Source organism: Nocardia sp. NPDC052566, from assembly GCF_044547285.1.
GTDB lineage: Bacteria > Actinomycetota > Actinomycetes > Mycobacteriales > Mycobacteriaceae > Nocardia.
In genome coordinates this window covers 600,742-613,298 of sequence record NZ_JBIUAF010000005.1, presented here as the reverse complement: position 1 = coordinate 613,298, position 12,557 = coordinate 600,742, and the positions used below count along the sequence as shown (strand labels likewise).

14 protein-coding genes are annotated in these 12,557 nt (G+C 68.1%); 5 read left to right on the top strand and 9 right to left on the bottom strand.

Going from position 1 to position 12,557, the window contains the following annotated elements; genetic code table 11:
* Window positions 1-6: 6 nt before the first annotated feature.
* Entirely contained in the window at window positions 7-375 is a 369-nt protein-coding gene (locus ACIG5A_RS27640; protein WP_397245078.1) for a hypothetical protein, read from the bottom strand.
* Window positions 376-396: 21 nt separating this feature from the next.
* Here ACIG5A_RS27640 and ACIG5A_RS27635 point away from each other — a divergent pair, with 21 nt between their 5' ends.
* The gene (locus ACIG5A_RS27635) at window positions 397-990 is read left to right on the top strand and encodes a TetR/AcrR family transcriptional regulator (RefSeq protein WP_397245076.1); all 594 of its coding nucleotides are present in this window, start codon (window positions 397-399) and stop codon (window positions 988-990) included.
* Here ACIG5A_RS27635 and ACIG5A_RS27630 read toward each other — a convergent pair whose 3' ends face one another.
* Complete coding sequence (locus ACIG5A_RS27630) at window positions 991-1,647, bottom strand: HAD family hydrolase (protein ID WP_397245074.1); 657 nt, start codon at window positions 1,645-1,647, stop codon at window positions 991-993.
* A 92-nt stretch (window positions 1,648-1,739) separates the two neighbouring features.
* On the opposite strand from ACIG5A_RS27630, the gene ACIG5A_RS27625 reads away from it, so the two are divergent.
* A complete protein-coding gene (locus tag ACIG5A_RS27625) occupies window positions 1,740-2,417 on the top strand; it encodes a PaaI family thioesterase (protein ID WP_397245072.1) in 678 nt (225 codons plus the stop codon).
* 2 nt (window positions 2,418-2,419) lie between these two features.
* Here the strand turns inward: ACIG5A_RS27625 and ACIG5A_RS27620 are convergent, their stop codons facing one another.
* The 4 genes from ACIG5A_RS27620 to ACIG5A_RS27605 form a co-directional block, all read right to left on the bottom strand.
* Window positions 2,420-2,638, bottom strand: a complete 219-nt coding sequence (locus tag ACIG5A_RS27620; RefSeq protein ID WP_397245070.1) for a hypothetical protein — start codon at window positions 2,636-2,638, stop codon at window positions 2,420-2,422.
* 91 nt (window positions 2,639-2,729) lie between these two features.
* Window positions 2,730-3,893, bottom strand: a complete 1,164-nt coding sequence (locus tag ACIG5A_RS27615) for a sulfotransferase family protein (RefSeq protein ID WP_397245068.1) — start codon at window positions 3,891-3,893, stop codon at window positions 2,730-2,732.
* Between the two features lie 23 nt (window positions 3,894-3,916).
* Window positions 3,917-4,693: an SDR family oxidoreductase gene (locus ACIG5A_RS27610; protein ID WP_397245066.1), complete on the bottom strand. Its 777-nt coding sequence runs from the start codon at window positions 4,691-4,693 to the stop codon at window positions 3,917-3,919.
* Window positions 4,693-5,856, bottom strand: coding sequence for a hypothetical protein (locus ACIG5A_RS27605; RefSeq protein WP_397245064.1), 1,164 nt, complete (start codon window positions 5,854-5,856; stop codon window positions 4,693-4,695). Before ACIG5A_RS27605 ends, ACIG5A_RS27610 begins: the two co-directional genes overlap by 1 nt.
* Window positions 5,857-5,947: 91 nt before the next feature.
* Between ACIG5A_RS27605 and ACIG5A_RS27600 the strand changes: the two genes are divergently transcribed.
* Genes ACIG5A_RS27600 through cysC form a run of 3 tightly spaced genes read left to right on the top strand, consistent with a single transcriptional unit; the run spans window position 5,948 to window position 9,646 of the window.
* Window positions 5,948-6,853 (top strand): helix-turn-helix domain-containing protein, encoded by a 906-nt coding sequence (locus ACIG5A_RS27600; RefSeq protein ID WP_397245062.1) that lies wholly within the window; start codon window positions 5,948-5,950, stop codon window positions 6,851-6,853.
* A 25-nt stretch (window positions 6,854-6,878) separates the two neighbouring features.
* Window positions 6,879-7,811 carry a sulfate adenylyltransferase subunit CysD gene (gene cysD / locus ACIG5A_RS27595; RefSeq protein WP_397245060.1) on the top strand — a complete coding sequence of 311 codons (933 nt, stop codon included), beginning with the start codon at window positions 6,879-6,881 and terminating at the stop codon, window positions 7,809-7,811.
* Window positions 7,811-9,646 carry an adenylyl-sulfate kinase gene (gene cysC / locus ACIG5A_RS27590; RefSeq protein WP_397245058.1) on the top strand — a complete coding sequence of 612 codons (1,836 nt, stop codon included), beginning with the start codon at window positions 7,811-7,813 and terminating at the stop codon, window positions 9,644-9,646. The genes cysD and cysC overlap by 1 nt, the downstream gene beginning before the upstream one ends.
* Window position 9,647: 1 nt before the next feature.
* On the opposite strand, the gene ACIG5A_RS27585 is transcribed toward cysC, so the two are convergent.
* From ACIG5A_RS27585 to ACIG5A_RS27575, 3 genes are all read right to left on the bottom strand, one after another.
* Window positions 9,648-10,580 carry a MerR family transcriptional regulator gene (locus tag ACIG5A_RS27585; protein ID WP_397245056.1) on the bottom strand — a complete coding sequence of 311 codons (933 nt, stop codon included), beginning with the start codon at window positions 10,578-10,580 and terminating at the stop codon, window positions 9,648-9,650.
* Window positions 10,581-10,626: 46 nt separating this feature from the next.
* On the bottom strand, window positions 10,627-11,193 hold the full coding sequence (locus tag ACIG5A_RS27580) for a carboxymuconolactone decarboxylase family protein (RefSeq protein WP_397245054.1): 567 nt from the start codon (window positions 11,191-11,193) through the stop codon (window positions 10,627-10,629).
* A 131-nt stretch (window positions 11,194-11,324) separates the two neighbouring features.
* Window positions 11,325-12,485, bottom strand: coding sequence for an epoxide hydrolase family protein (locus ACIG5A_RS27575; RefSeq protein WP_397245052.1), 1,161 nt, complete (start codon window positions 12,483-12,485; stop codon window positions 11,325-11,327).
* Between the last annotated feature and the right edge of the window lie 72 nt (window positions 12,486-12,557).

Below are 12,557 nucleotides of genomic sequence, written 5' to 3'. Positions count from 1 at the left end.
CGGGGATCATGCGGCGGCCGCGATCCGGCGGAGCAGCATGCGCACCATGAGCACGTGGCCGCCGGAACCGATGACCAGCGCGCGGTAGATCTTGCCGTGCGGGCCGGGGAAATCACCCCAGCTCCGCGCGCGCACCGTGGTGCGGCTCGGGCCGTCCTCGTCGAGTTCGAAGATCAAGGCGTACTTCGCGAACCAGTGCCTGCCCTGCAACGCCAAACGCGCGGGCGCTTCCGCGGAATCGAGGACGAAACCCGCGGGCACCGTCGAGGGATCGGCCGGGTCCTTGCACATGGTTGTCAGCAATGCTTTCCAGGCCCGCTCGCGATTCGCGTCGACCGATCTGGCATGCTCATCGATGTAGGATAAACGCTCCATATAGAAGGAACGTACTAGTACATGGCCCCGCCCCGCAAGCACTCCACCGACGTGATCCTCGACGCAGCACGCACTTTGGTGCTCACCGACGGTCCGCGCGCCGCGAGCGTCGCGGCCATCGCCGAGGCGAGCGGCGCCCCGGTGGGCACGCTGTATCACCGGTTCGGCAACCGCAACGGCGTACTCACCGCCGCGTGGCTGCGCGCCCTGGAGCGCTTCCAGGAACGCGCCATCGCCGCGGGCGAGCAGACCGATCCGGTCGAAGCGGGCGTCGCGATGGCACGCGCCAGCATCGAATTCGCGACCGAACTACCCGACGACGCAATGCTGCTGCTGAATCTGCGGCCGAGCGATCTGCTCGACGGCGGCCCCGACGCGGACTTCCGCACCCGCCTCGACACCATGAACGCTCCGCTGGTCGCGCGGATCCGCTGGATCGCGGCCGAGCTGCTCGGTGCCGACGGCGAGCGCGAACTCGACGCCATCAGCCGCGCCGTGATCGACCTGCCCTACGCCGCGCTGCGCCGCCACGCGCACGCGCCGAAGCTGCCCGGCTGGCTCGCCGACGATCTCACCGCGACCGCGCGCACCCTGCTCACCTCGTACCGGCGCTGATCACTGCTCCCCGGCCACGTGGGTGTAGGTGAGCTCGTCGAGGCCGGTGATGGTGGCGGCGGGCAGCGCGGCGGCATCGGCCGCGAGTGGATATTCGGGGCGCGGCGCCGCGATCACCCGCATGCCCGCGGCATGCGCCGAGCGCACGCCGTTGCTCGAATCCTCCACCGCGGCACAGTAATCCGGCCGCTGATGGAGGGACTGCGCGACCGTAAGGTAGACGTCGGGCGCCGGTTTGCCGCGATGCCCCTCCTCGGTCGATCGGGTTACCGAGAAATAGCCAGTGAGGCCGAGGCGCTCGAGTACGACATCGATGAGCGCGCGCGGCGACGAGCTCGCGATGCCGAGCGGCCAGCGCTCGTGCATCCGCTGCACCGCGGCCACCGCACCGGGCAGTACCGGAACGGCGCGGTCGTAGTGCTCGGCCATCTTGGCGATCACGTCGCGCGCGACCTGCTCGGGTGACTCGCCGACCCGCAGGTCACCGCTGAGATAGGCGGCCCACTCGCCGGTGCTCATGCCCATCAGCCGGTGCTGGGTGTCGGGGAGCCAGCGCCCGCCCTTCGCCGCGACGTAAGCGCGCCGCACCTGTTCCCACACCGGCTCGGAATCGACGAGCACACCGTCCATATCGAACACCACCGCCGAGATCGCCATAGCGAGTCAGCTTATAGGCGCTGCCGGGCCGTTCGCCGGGCACCGGCACCCCGCCCGCCCGAGCGTACGGCGAGCAACCTATAACTGGTTCTATGAGCACACAGCACGCCGGCGCGGATCCACTGCCGAGCGAGGAGCATCACGAGGGCGCGTTCCGGCCGATGACGGAGCTGATCAACGCCCGGAGCGCGCGCGATATCGATATCGCGCGCGGCGGCCCGCACTACGGCGAGTTCATCGAGCAGGTGCGCGGCCTGATGGACCGCGCCCGTCTGGCCTGCCCCACCGACGAGCTGGCCATCGAAACCATCGACCTGCTGAAGCAGCTCAACGACAAGCTCGACGCCGCGGTCGTGGACGAGTGGTCCGCACCCACCTGGACCAGGATCGACCTGCCCGCCCGCGGCAACATCACGCTGCCGCCGTTCCTCGTCGACCGCGCCGATCGCGACGGCGTCGACGCTCGCCTCACCTTCCGCACCTTTCATCTCGGTGGCAATGCCGCCGCGCACGGCGGCCAGATCGCCGCGGGCTTCGACGATCTGCTCGGCATGGCCGCCGCCGTGCACGCGGGCGCGGTGACCCGCACCGCCTCGCTCACCGTCGACTATCGCTCCGTCACGCCGCTCAACACCGAACTGACGTTGCACGCCTGGGCCGAACGGCAAGAGGGCCGTAAGGTTTTCGTCCGCGCGACACTGCACGACGGTGACCGGTTGTGCGCCGAAGCGCACGGCCTGTTCATCGTGCTCAACCCGGGCCAGGCCTGAGGTCACATGCGCAGGCCGGTCGACGGTGCGACGGTGCCGGGCACCGAGGTGACCGGTGTCGACACCGGCAGCGGCCTGACCTGCTGGACGCCGGGGAGCAGGTACAGCGCGCCGATCACCAGGAGCAGCGCCGTCAGCGCGCCCGCTATCGCGCGGGCATAGCGGAACCATCGTCGCTGCCGCGGCCGCCGCGCCGACCGGCGTGATAGGTCGACATCCATGAATCCCTCTCGGCGCCTGGGCCTTTGACGGCCCGCCCCCTTGGGACCCACATCGGCGGCGGACGGCGGTGTGTTACACGACCGACCGAGATCACTTTCCGGGAAAGTGTGCCGCCCGATAGGCAGCGAACCGCGCGTCGACCCGATCGGCGGTGAGACCGAACTCCTCGAGGGTGTACTTGTGCGCGGGACGGGCCGCGCCCGACGTACTTTCCGCGTGAAGTGCGGTCATCGCGGTGCGCGCGCCCTCGGTCAAGGTCAGCTCGAAACGACGGTAGATGGATTCGACCGTACCGATCGGGTCCGCGACGAAATCGCCGTAGTACACGTCGCAGAACTGGGCGGCATTGTGCCGCTGCCGATCCGCCAGGAAGCGATCGGCGCCGCGGGCCCACAGGTCCAGCTGCGTCGCGCCGACCACCGGACCGCGGAACTTGTCCGACCAACCGGCCGAAGCCTGTTCGTTGAGGCTGCACACCGAAGCGATGATGGTGCGCGGATCGCGATGCATCTGGATGACCAGCGCGTCCGGATACACCTCGAAGATGGCGTCGAGTGCGAACAGGTGGCTCGGATTCTTCAGCACCCAGCGGCGATTCGCGTCCGGCAGGCCGATCAGCTGCAGGTTGCGCCGATGCCTGCGGTAGGCGTCGGTCCAGTCCTGTTCGCGCAGCCATTCCGAATAGCCGGGCAGATACCCCAGGCATTCATAGGACACCGACATCGCCGACTGCCGAAGCAGCTGCCAGCACTCCTCCACCTGGTCGGCCGAAATATGGTGCACGCCCATGAATTCCGGATGCTCCACGTGATGTTTCTCGAACGCGGCCTCGATCCGCTGATACACCGGATTCGCCGCCCAGGTCTCGCGTGGCGGGCGTGGCTGCGGCAGCTCGGTCAGCCACATTTCCAGGCCCTGGTGCGCCGGATCGGCATTCAGCAGCCGATGTACGGCCGTCGTCCCCGAACGCGGCAGGCCGGTGACGAAGATCGGCCGGTCGATCGCGACCTCGGCATGCTCCGGAAAACGCTGCCACGCCGATTCACTCAGCAGCCGGGCGATCAGCGCACCGCGCAGGAAGGCGCGATTCACCTTGTTGCCGAACGGCGTCAGCTCGGCGTCCTTGACGTAGGAGTCGAGCAGCACCTCCAGCCCGGCGCGATATCCGGTGTCCCCGAAGTCGTCCAAGCCGACCACCTTGGTCGCCGAGGCGTGCAGATCGTCGATCGTGCCGACGTCATCCCTGCCGATCATGTTCTCCCTCTTCACTACTCGGGCTAGTGGTGGTATTCGCCGCCGTTGACGTCGAGACAGGCGCCGGTGACGGCGCGCGCCAGCGACGAGGCGAAGAACACCACCGCGTCGGCGATCTCGTCGGGCTCGGGCAGCTTGCGCAGATCGATGGTCCTCGCGGTCTCCGCGTAGACCTCTTCGGCGGTGATGCCGCGCTGTTCGGCGAGATAGTTGAAGTACCACTTCAGGTTGTCGGCCCAGATATAGCCCGGCGCAACGGAATTCACCCGGACACCCGTCGGGCCGAGCTCGGTCGCCAGGCTCTGCGCCAGCGCGAGCAGGCTCGCCTTCGCCATCTTGTACGGCCCGAAGGTGCGCCGCGAATGCCGCAGCACCGCCGAATTGATCATCACGACCGAGCCCTTGGTCTCGGTGAGCGCCGGAATGAACAGCCGCGTCAACCGCAGCGCGGCAAGCACATTCGTCTCGAAGCCGGCGCGCACCTGATCCAGTTCGACATCGGCCAGGTCCACGATCGGCGGGATCGCGAACGCGTTGTTCACCAGGGTGTCCACCCGGCCGAACGCGCTCAGCGACGCTTCCACCAGCGCACCGGCCGCCGCCTCGTCGTTGATATCGGTGGGCACCACCACCGCGCGCCTGCCGAGTTCGGTGATCTCCTTGGCCACCTCGGTCAGCCGCGATTCGGTGCGCGAGGCGAGCACGATGTCGGCGCCGGCGCGGGCGCTCTGCACCGCGATCGCGCGGCCGAGCCCCGGGCCGACACCGGAGACGACAACTACCTTGTCCTGCAACAACATCAGCCGAGCATCCTTTCCGCGACGGCGATCTGCCGTGCCGCGATCCGCGCGCGCCATTCTTCGGGCGTCACGCGCTGCTGTTCGTGATACGGAAGCCGCCGCGCCAGTTCACCGACCGGCACCACCTCCACCGTCGGCCCGTCCTCGGGCTTCATCTCCCTGGCCAGCCGCTGCCAGCGGAACTGCACGTAGCCGCGGGCATGTCCGGTGCGTTCGATCCAATTCGCCAGGCCGGGATCGGTTTCGCTGACCACCAGGCGGATCATCCCGTCGGGATCGACGTGCGCCTGATCGGCGGTGAGGCTGGTCTGGTGGTTGATGTAGTCCAGCGACAGGTACCACATGCTGCCGAGTTGGAAACCCTGATACGGCGCATCGGATTTCGGCACCGTGATGATCATCGCCTGGTCGTCGGCGAGCTCGTAGTGCCCGGCCGAGGAGAACTGCGTGGTGAGCCCGCCCGGCGTCGAGCGCGGCTCGGTCATCGTGTTCACCGGCAGGTTCAGATAGAACCACTTCGGGAAAGCGAGAAAGGTATTGAGGCGCGAGATCAGCATCTTGCCCGCGACGCCGTAGCGCTTGGTGAGTAGATCCTCGGTCAGCGGCGGTGGCGCGTCACCGATCCGGTCGACCCGCTGGATCCGGATGGTGCCCGGCTTCTCGGTCGCCCAGTCGCTGTAGACCTCGCGGACGACCAGCATCGCCGAATCCGGCGCGAGGTGCACATATCCGGGCCTGGCTTCGCCCGGGCCGAAACGGATTTCGTAGGAACCGTCCGCGGCGATATCCACCGAGCGGTCGTCGAACGCGGTCAGGCTGTCGGGCACGTCGACCGGCGAGTAGTCGCCGTTGAGTACCTGGAAGCTGAGATCCCTGGTACTGCCGCGCTTTCCCGTCACCACGTATTCGGCGTCCGGTCGCAGATAGGAATGGAAGTACAGGGTGTCCGGGTTGTCCAGGCCCATCTTCGTGTACGGACCGGTGGACTGGACGAAGAACGGGAAGTCGCGCTCGTAGGCCCACGCCATCTGCAAGGCCGCGCGGATGCTGCCCGCCAGATAGTCGTAGCCCTCCACCAGGTCCTGCTCGGTCCGGATATGCGGTGCGCCGGTGATGATCTGCTCGGCGGCGGCGATGGCTTCCGCGAACGGCTCAGTCAGCAAGAGATACTCCCTACGAATGGCTGTTCCAAATATGTACCGCTCTGGTACATTTCGTTATCGGTCAGATTAGAACGTGTTCTAGGAGTTGTCCATGGTCGCCCGCCGATCCGCGCCAACCGAACGGGTGGTGCACCTGCTCGATTACCTCGTCGAGCAGCGCGGCAAGCGCTTCGGCCTGTCCGAACTCGCCCGCGAACTGGAGATGGCGAAGCCGACCTGCCTCGGCATCCTCACCGAGCTCACCGCGGGCGGTTACCTGGTCCGCGACGCCCACACCCGCACCTACGGCCTCGGCCCCGCGCTCATCGCCGCAGGCCGAGTGGCCCAGGACAGCTTCGCCATCGCCGCGCTCGCCCGCGCCGAACTCGACGAGCTCACCGCGCGGTACCGCACCACCTGCACCGCGTCGGCGGTGGTCGGCGAGCAGATCATGGTGCTGGAAAGCACCGGCCCCGGCCTGGTCAAGGTGGGTGCGGCCTACCATTTCGCGCCGCCGGTCGGCCTGATGTACGTGCTGTGGGATACCGACGCCGCCTTCGACAGCTGGCTGGCCACCCCGCCCGCGGTGCCGCTGCGACAGGACGAGGCCAGGCTGCGCCAGGTCGTCGCGGAGTGCCGCGAGCGCGGCTACCTGGTCGAGAGCCTGACCGTGGCGGGTCGCAAGCTGTACTCGCTGCTGGCCGGTGTCGCCGCGCGTGAGCTGCCCGGCGAGTTGCGCGAGCTCGTTGCCGAATTGGTCACCAGCCTGGGCGAACGCGTCTATCTCGGCACGGATCTGCGCCCGCGCAAGGAACATCCGGTCAGCCTGCTCGCCGCACCCACCTACGGCGGCGACGGCAGGCAGAACATGGTGCTCACGATGTATGTCGGCAAGCCGCTCACCGGCGCCGAAATATCAAGGCGCGCAACTGCCCTCGTCGCGGCCGCGGACGCGGTTACACTGAGATCCGGTGGCCGCAAGCCACATTCTTTCGGTCCACAAACCATTGACCTTTGAGCGAAACGTGTTCTAGTTTTGCGGTGTGAGCCAGTACGCGAAGTCGACGGCGAGCACCTACGAGCTGCCTCATCTCCAGACGCTCGAGGCCGAGTCGGCACATATTTTCCGCGAAGTCGCAGCGACGTTCGAACGCCCGGTGCTGCTTTTCTCCGGCGGCAAGGATTCGGTGGTGATGCTGCACCTCGCGGCCAAGGCCTTCTGGCCCGCGCCGCTGCCGTTCCCGGTGCTGCATATCGACACCGGGCACAACTTCGACGAGGTCATCGCCTATCGCGACGAGACGGTGCGCAGGCTCGGCCTGCGCCTGGTCGTCGGGCGGGTGCAGGATGACATCGACGCCGGCCGGGTGACCGAGGAGACCGGCCCGCGCACCTCGCGCAACCGGCTGCAGACCGCGACGCTGCTGCGCTCGATCAAGGAGGGCGGCTACGACGCGGTCTTCGGCGGCGCCCGGCGCGACGAGGAGAAGGCGCGCGCCAAGGAGCGGGTGTTCAGCTTCCGCGACGAGTACGGGCAGTGGGAGCCGCGCCGCCAGCGGCCCGAGCTGTGGAACCTCTACAACGGCAAACACCGTGCGGGCGAACATATTCGGGTGTTCCCGCTGTCGAACTGGACCGAGCTCGACATCTGGAGCTACATCGCGGCGGAGGGCATCGACCTGCCGCCGCTGTACTACGCGCATCAGCGCCCCGTCGTACAGCGCGACGGAATGCTGTTGGCGCACACCAGATTCCTGGAACTCCTCGACGGCGAGCAGCCGTACGAGGCCACCGTGCGCTTCCGCACCGTCGGCGACGCGACCTGCACCGGCTGCGTGGAATCCACCGCGGCCACCCCCGACGAGGTGGTCACCGAGGTGGCCGCCGCCCGGGTGACCGAACGCGGCGCCACCCGCGCCGACGACCGGATCTCCGAGGCGGGCATGGAAGATCGCAAGCGAGAGGGCTACTTCTGATGAGCACAACCCTGCTGCGCCTGGCCACCGCCGGCAGCGTCGACGACGGCAAATCCACGCTCATCGGCAGGCTGCTGTTCGACTCCAAGACGATCTTCACCGATCAGCTCGCCGCGGTGGAGCGCACCAGCCGCGACCGCGGCGACGACTACCCCAACCTCGCGCTGCTCACCGACGGCCTGCGCGCCGAGCGCGAACAGGGCATCACCATCGACGTGGCGCATCGCTATTTCGCCACGCCGCGGCGCAAATTCATCATCGCCGACACACCGGGCCACATCCAGTACACCCGCAACATGGTCACCGGGGCGTCGACCGCGGACCTGGCGCTGATCCTGGTCGACGCGCGCAAGGGCGTGGTGGAGCAGACTCGCCGCCATGCCTTCCTGGCCAGCCTGCTCGGTATTCCGCACCTGGTGCTGTGCGTGAACAAGATGGATCTGGTCGACTGGTCGCAGCAGCGATACGAGGAGATCCGCGAGGAATTCGCCGGTTTCGCCAGCAAACTCGATGTCGCCGACCTGACCTTCGTGCCGATGTCGGCGCTGCACGGGGAGAATCTCGTGCACCGCGGCGCCAGCATGCCGTGGTACGAGGGCACTCCCCTGCTGCACCACCTGGAGGAGGTGCACATCGCCTCGGACCGCAATCTGATCGACGCGCGCTTCCCCGTGCAGTACGTGATCCGCAGGCACGCCAAGGATTTTCGCGGTTACGCGGGCACCGTCGCGGGCGGCGTCTTCAAGCCCGGTGACGAAATCACCGTGCTGCCTTCGGGATTCGCCAGCACGGTGACCGCGATCTGGGGGCCGGGCGGCACACCGGTGGCCGAGGCGTTCCCGCCGCAGGCGGTGACCATCCAGCTGGCCGACGAGATCGACGTCTCGCGCGGCGACATGATATGCCGCCCGGCCAACCGCCCGCACACCGGGCGCGATCTGGACGCGATGGTGTGCTGGTTCGCCGAGGACGGCGCGCTCACCCCCGGCGCCACGTACACCCTCCGGCACACCACCCGCACCGCGACCGCCGAGGTGCGCGCGCTCGACTATCGACTGGACGTGAACACCCTGCATCGCGATGAGAACGCGGAAGCGTTGTCGCTCAACGAGATCGGCCGCGTCCAACTGCGCACCCGCCAGCCGCTGCTGTTCGATCCCTACCGCCGCAACCGCGCGACCGGCAGCTTCATCCTGGTCGACGACACCACCAACAACACCGTCGCCGCGGGCATGATCACCGGCCCGAGCCTGCCCGCCTCCCGGGTGGTCTGGCATTCCACCGCCGTCGGCCGCGACGAGCGCGCCACCCGCGGCCTCACCGTCTGGCTCACCGGTCTCTCCGGCTCCGGAAAGTCCACCGTAGCGGTCGAATTGGAACGCAGGCTGATCGCCGTCGGCCGCCCGGCATTCCTGCTCGACGGCGACAACCTGCGCCACGGCCTCAACGCCGACCTCGGCTTCAGCGCCGAGGACCGGGTCGAGAACGTCCGCCGCGTCGGCGAAGTCGCCAAGCTGTTCGCCGAAGCCGGTGTGGTCTCGGTGGTTTCGCTCATCAGCCCCTACACCGCGGACCGCGCCCGCGCCCGCGCCGCCCACGAACAAGCGGGCCTGCCCTTCCTCGAGATCTTCGTCGACACCCCACTGGAGGTCTGCGAAGCCCGCGACCCGAAAGGCATGTACGCCAAGGCGAGAGCGGGTGAGATCCGCGGCTTCACCGGCATCGACGCCCCCTACGAGGCCCCGGAGCATCCCGACCTGGTGCTCCGGCCCGGCGACGGCGACCCCGCCGCCATGGCCGCCGCCATCCTCGCCCTGCTGGCCGACCTGGCCTGACTTAGCGCCGCGCGCGCAACGCCGCCCCGAACCAGGCGAACACCGGCGCCAGGTCCTCGGGCTCCGGCCACCCGTTGATCGCGGCGAGCAACTGCCAATAGCGTTCCACCCGAACGTCTCCGGCGACATCGAGGCGCCGCAGCACCCACTCGCGCAGCGCGTCGTCGTCGGGGCGGTCGAAGGTCGCGGCATAGCGCGCCATCAGGGCGTCGATCACCGGGATCGCACCGGCCGACGCCGGTGCGATCCCGGCGGCGATGGCCGCGCCGACCGAGGTCCGCACCGCTTCGGTCAGCTCGTGATGCAATCCGGTGGTGTCACCGCCGGCGCGTTCGGCCGCTTGATATTCGGCCATCCGGCGGACCGAGGCGCGGAAGTCCGCGTCCTGGGTCAGCTCGGCCAGTTCCAGCCACGCGTCGACCTGCGCGGGCGCCGGATCGTCCGGCAGTTCGGGCATCGTCGACCGAATCAGCGCCACCAGTTCGGGATTCGCGTCCGCGGTGCCGAACGTGTCGTCGATGAAGTCGGTGATCAGCCTGCGCCGTTGCGCGTCGGACAGTTTGGTCGATCGGTGCATCTGTGCCATCTCCTCGGGTGTCGAACCCCGGTCGGCCACCGCGCGCAACACCGAGCGGCGCAGCTGCAGCGTGCGGATCTGCACGGCGATGGCGTCGGCGTGGGCCGCCGCCACCTGCCGCATGGAGATCCGCCGTTCCAGCAGCTGCTTGATGACCGCCAGGTCCAGGCCGAGCTCGCGCAGCGTGCGCACCAGCGCCAAGCGCGCGACCGCCTCGTCGTCGTAGAGCCGGTAGCCGACCGAGTTGTAGGTGGTCGGCGCCACGATCTCCTGATCGGCGTAGAAGCGAATCGCCTTGACCGTCAATCCGGTCAGCTCGGCCACCGCGCCGATCGGCAGCATCATGTCGTCGTCCATACGCACACCATGGCGTCTCCCCTTGGGGGAGACGCAAATCCTCTGGTCAGCGCTCGCCGCGGGCCAGTTTCACCCCGGCGTCGTAGATTTCGGTGCCCTGGGCGACGTCGTTCTCGACCTCGAAGACAGTGGCGACGCGGCCGAGCATCCAGTAGTAGCCGACGAGGCCGACCAGCTCGATCAGCTGGCGCGGCTCGAGAACGGCTGCGGTGCTGGTGAATATGTCGTCGGAGACGGTGGGCGCGGCGAGGACCGCGGCCGCGAAGGTGAGCGCGGCCTGGTCCTCCTCGCTGAAACAGTCGGCGGTGAAATCGCCGCGCCGCAGCGCGTCGAGCTGGTCCTCGGTGACGCCGGCGGCCCTGGCAGGCGCCAGATGCTGGAACCACTCGTACTCGCAGTCCACGGCGAGCGCGGCCGCCAGGGTGACCAGCTCGCGGCGCGGCCGTGGCACGCACAGCGCCGCGTACTGCGCCGCGCCCAGCTCGAGCACCGGCCGGATGGTGCCCGCCGAATACGACCACATATCGAAGACATTCAGCCGGGGTAGCGCCTGCCGCAGCGCGATCAGGTCCTTGGGCAACCCCGAATCGTCCGGATAGGGCAGACGCGCCATGAGGTCAACTCCCTTTCACCACCGACTCCGCGGATCCGGATGTGGAGCAAACGCAACGCACCGCAACTCTAGCGCCTCCGGCACGTCGAAAGCGGCAGGTAGCGAGTAACTACCTGCCGCTTGCTCCGCGATCAGCCGTGCAGGCCGCCGAAGAAGTCCCTGATGTCACCGGTCAGCAGCTCGGGCACCTCGAGTGCCGGGAAGTGCCCACCCGCATAGAACTCCGACCAGTGCGTGACGTTGTGTGCCTGCTCCGCGAAACGGCGGATGGCGAAATCGGCGGTGGTGAACACCGCGACACCGGTCGGCACCGTGCCCTTCGGCTTCGGCGCGAACATGGCCGCGTCGTGGAACCGCTCGTAGTAGAAGTTCGCCACGCTGCGCGCGGTATCGGTGAGCCAGTAGATGCTCACGACGGCCAGCATCCGGTCCACATCGATCGCCTGCTCGGGCAGCTCGTGCGACTGGTCGGTCCACTCCTTGTACTTCTCCACGATCCAGCCGAGCTGACCGGTCGGCGAATCGGCGAGCAGCTGCGCGATGGTATCCGGACGAGAACCGTTGAGCTGCATATAAGCCGAGCCGTCCTCCTGGAACTTCTTCATGGCGCCGAGGCGCCGCTTCTCGGCATCGGTGAGCGCGGCCATATCGGCCGGATCGCCGGTCGGGAAGGTGACCAGGGCGTTCACGTGCACGCCGAGCACATGCTCGCTGTGCTCGCGGCCGAGCCGCGGCGCGATGAACGCGCCGTGATCACCACCCTGTACGCCGTAGCGGTCGTAGCCGAGCCGCGCCATCAGCTCGGCTAGCGCGCCGGCCACCTTCCCGTCGTGCCAGCCCGCCTCGGTGAGCGGGCCGGAGAAGCCGTGCCCCGGCAGCGAGGGGATCACCAGATGGAACGCGGGAGCGTCGGCGTCGCCATGGGCCTTCGGATCGACCAGCGGGCCGATCATGTCGAGGAAGTCGACCACCGAACCCGGCCAGCCGTGGATCAGCAGCAGCGGGGTCGCGTCCGCCACGGCCGAGCGGATGTGCAGGAAATGCACGTTCTGCCCGTCGATGGTGGTGGTGAACTGCGGGTAGTGATTGAGCCGCGTCTCAACGGCACGCCAATCGAACTTCTCCGCCCAGTAGCCCGCGAGCTCCTTCAGGTACGCGGTCGGCACGCCGCGCTCCCAGCCGGTGCCCGGCAGTTCGTCGATCCAGCGGGTGCGCTGCATGCGAGCGCGCAGATCGTCGAGGTCGGCCTGCGGGATCTCGATGCGGAAGGGGCGGATCTCGTTGTTCGTCATGGGACTAATACTTCGGGTAAAGAGGGGCACCGCGAATCACGAGAATTCGTTATCTTCGGGCATGATCGGCTC

Excerpts from the sequence above, each read along its gene's own strand:
- ACIG5A_RS27600 (WP_397245062.1), top strand. The coding sequence starts at position 5,948 with ATGGTCGCCCGCCGATCCGCGCCAACCGAACGGGTGGTGCACCTGCTC.
- ACIG5A_RS27580 (WP_397245054.1), bottom strand. The coding sequence starts at position 11,193 with ATGGCGCGTCTGCCCTATCCGGACGATTCGGGGTTGCCCAAGGACCTG.
- ACIG5A_RS27615 (WP_397245068.1), bottom strand. The coding sequence starts at position 3,893 with ATGATCGGCAGGGATGACGTCGGCACGATCGACGATCTGCACGCCTCG.
- ACIG5A_RS27620 (WP_397245070.1), bottom strand. The coding sequence starts at position 2,638 with ATGGATGTCGACCTATCACGCCGGTCGGCGCGGCGGCCGCGGCAGCGA.
- cysC (WP_397245058.1), top strand. The coding sequence starts at position 7,811 with ATGAGCACAACCCTGCTGCGCCTGGCCACCGCCGGCAGCGTCGACGAC.
- ACIG5A_RS27585 (WP_397245056.1), bottom strand. The coding sequence starts at position 10,580 with ATGGACGACGACATGATGCTGCCGATCGGCGCGGTGGCCGAGCTGACC.
- ACIG5A_RS27610 (WP_397245066.1), bottom strand. The coding sequence starts at position 4,693 with ATGTTGTTGCAGGACAAGGTAGTTGTCGTCTCCGGTGTCGGCCCGGGG.
- ACIG5A_RS27630 (WP_397245074.1), bottom strand. The coding sequence starts at position 1,647 with ATGGCGATCTCGGCGGTGGTGTTCGATATGGACGGTGTGCTCGTCGAT.
- ACIG5A_RS27635 (WP_397245076.1), top strand. The coding sequence starts at position 397 with ATGGCCCCGCCCCGCAAGCACTCCACCGACGTGATCCTCGACGCAGCA.
- ACIG5A_RS27640 (WP_397245078.1), bottom strand. The coding sequence starts at position 375 with ATGGAGCGTTTATCCTACATCGATGAGCATGCCAGATCGGTCGACGCG.
- ACIG5A_RS27625 (WP_397245072.1), top strand. The coding sequence starts at position 1,740 with ATGAGCACACAGCACGCCGGCGCGGATCCACTGCCGAGCGAGGAGCAT.
- ACIG5A_RS27575 (WP_397245052.1), bottom strand. The coding sequence starts at position 12,485 with ATGACGAACAACGAGATCCGCCCCTTCCGCATCGAGATCCCGCAGGCC.